Origin of the sequence: Mycobacterium sp., assembly GCF_049280035.1 — a bacterium.
Lineage (GTDB): Bacteria > Actinomycetota > Actinomycetes > Mycobacteriales > Mycobacteriaceae > Mycobacterium.
The window spans coordinates 1-1553 of sequence record NZ_JBAPPI010000576.1 but is presented as its reverse complement, the minus strand read 5'-3'; the positions used below and the strand labels follow the sequence as shown (position 1 = coordinate 1553).

The window sequence follows — 1553 nt, the reverse complement described above, 5'->3', positions numbered from 1 at the left end:
GGCCATCATCGTCGAACACATCACCCGTCTGGCGCACGACGTCGCACCCGATTGGCCAACCGGCATCGGCGATTTGAGCTACCGCATCGTCATCAGCGGTGATCCCGACATCGAATGCACAATGGCGGCGACTCTCAAGGATCCGGCCCGGGCGGGCGTCGCGGGAATGACATCCGGGGCCGGCGCGATGGTCGCCACTGCGATGCGAGTCCTCAACGCCGTGCCGTATGTCGTCGCCGCAAAGCCTGGATTGCTGAATTCGGTGGACCTACCGCTGACGATCCCGCGTAATGCTTTTGTCACGCAACCGGCGCCGGATCGCGCGACTGATTAGCTCTAGTAACGCACCAGCGAAAACGGGTAGTTTACGGTCCCGCCCGGCGCCCCTCCGCAGCCGGCGTCGAACGTCGAGTCCACCGAACCGGCCAGCGTCACTGGATCCCACGAATATGTATCGTGCGACGGCAGGAAGTACACCGTGCAGCGCACACCATCGGGCACGTCGACTGCCATCGTGTACCGACCATTCGCGAGGTTTGCGTCTGTGTTCCAGGGCGCCGCTTGGCCATTGGGTCTCGGTAGGGCGTCCACATGGACGCAGTCCGTGGTTGGCACGACGGTGTCGGCGGCGCATGGCGCGACCGACCAGATCCAAGAGTGACCTGGGTCCCGTGGGGTCTGCAGTACGTAGTTACCAAGCAGCATCCTGGCCGCGGCATTCGGCGCGAGGGCTAGTGCGGTTGAGACGAGCACGACACTGGCTGCTGCGATCTTCGGGGTCTTCACGGGTCTCTCCGTTCCTTATCGTCCGCGGGCTTTGGCCGACTATTGGGTGCGGACGGCAAAGACTTTTCCGGCTAGGTGTCGGCCCGCACCCACGTGGTGACACCGTCATGCCCTATGCACACCAGGAAGAGACCATCGGGCGCCTGCGCAACGTAGTTCTGGAACCGCAGCCCGCATTCGGCGCCTTCGTCCTTGATTCCGGCCATCGGAGGTGACCGGAACCATCGGGGCTGATATCTCCGAGGCGAGCCGCAGAACATCAGCCGTCCGGGTTGGGTGGCTGGCACATAACCGCCCGAGACGCCGAATGCGTAATAAGTGGTGTTGTCGCACGGAGCGCCGAGAACCATATTCGGGGCGATGCCCGGAGTGCAGGCCGGATAGTCGCACACGGTCGGCCCCGCGGCAGCCGGCGGCGGCATCGACATGCCGACTCCGATCAGCGCGGCGACCACTGCCACGATGAATCGCACCAAGATAGCTTGGCATAGCTGATAAGAAAATTCTCTTATTTGGAGAAGGTCAGCGGCTGAAAGCAGCGCCCCACCCGCCGCGCGTTCCTGCAGGCCCGCAAGTGCGCTATGGCCGCAATGGCATGTGACCAAGGAACTGGACATTGTGATGGCTTCCATTCCCTACAGCAAGTGCTGATAATGTGGTTCTCCGTGCGTGGTTGGAAGCTACCAGAGCGCCACGAAGGCGTTGCGCTCGGAATGGTTCGCGGCAAGTGACCGATTCCGACGCGGATCCCGCGACCGGTTCCGAGC

Annotated in this window: 2 protein-coding genes and 1 pseudogene; 1 reads left to right on the top strand and 2 read right to left on the bottom strand. The window is 63.0% G+C overall.

What is annotated here, in order from left to right:
- Positions 1-334 (top strand): annotated as a pseudogene (locus WAN71_RS18780) (dihydrodipicolinate reductase); the annotation flags it as partial.
- A 2-nt stretch (positions 335-336) separates the two neighbouring features.
- Here WAN71_RS18780 and WAN71_RS18775 read toward each other — a convergent pair.
- Positions 337-705, bottom strand: a complete 369-nt coding sequence (locus WAN71_RS18775; RefSeq protein WP_422226772.1) for a hypothetical protein — start codon at positions 703-705, stop codon at positions 337-339.
- A gap of 152 nt (positions 706-857) precedes the next feature.
- Entirely contained in the window at positions 858-1214 is a 357-nt protein-coding gene (locus WAN71_RS18770; RefSeq protein WP_422226771.1) for a hypothetical protein, read from the bottom strand.
- Positions 1215-1553 lie beyond the last annotated feature (339 nt).